Source organism: Aeromonas sp. PrichA-15, assembly GCF_017939245.1.
Classification (GTDB): domain Bacteria; phylum Pseudomonadota; class Gammaproteobacteria; order Enterobacterales; family Aeromonadaceae; genus Aeromonas; species Aeromonas caviae.
Genome location: NZ_JAGKRH010000273.1, coordinates 1 through 293 on the forward strand (window position 1 = coordinate 1; position 293 = coordinate 293).

A 293-nucleotide genomic window follows, 5' to 3' on the forward strand; every position below is an offset into this window, starting at 1 on the left:
CAAGCAGCAATCCCCACAGCTCCTGATAGACCAAGTCCACTTTCTTGCTTCTCAGCGTGATGGCGTTGTGCTGCATCGCGCTTTTGATATCCCGGTATCCCAGCTCGATTTCCCAGCGCTCGTGGTACAGGGTCGCCACCTGAGCTCCGCTGAATCGCGCCACGGGCAGGGAGGTAAAGACCGTTTTCTCCTTGCCTGCCACCTCATAGGTCACTGCGCGAACTTGCCAGTGTGTCGGCAACGCCGGGTTTTTCTTGCGAGCCTGAGGCGAGACCGTCATTTGCAACAGACGG

Annotated in this window: 1 protein-coding gene; it reads right to left on the reverse strand. The window is 58.0% G+C overall.

Translation table 11 applies throughout. The features are described from left to right. A partial coding sequence (locus J9889_RS20780) for a transposase (protein ID WP_210557969.1) occupies positions 1 to 293 on the reverse strand: 293 nt, incomplete at both ends.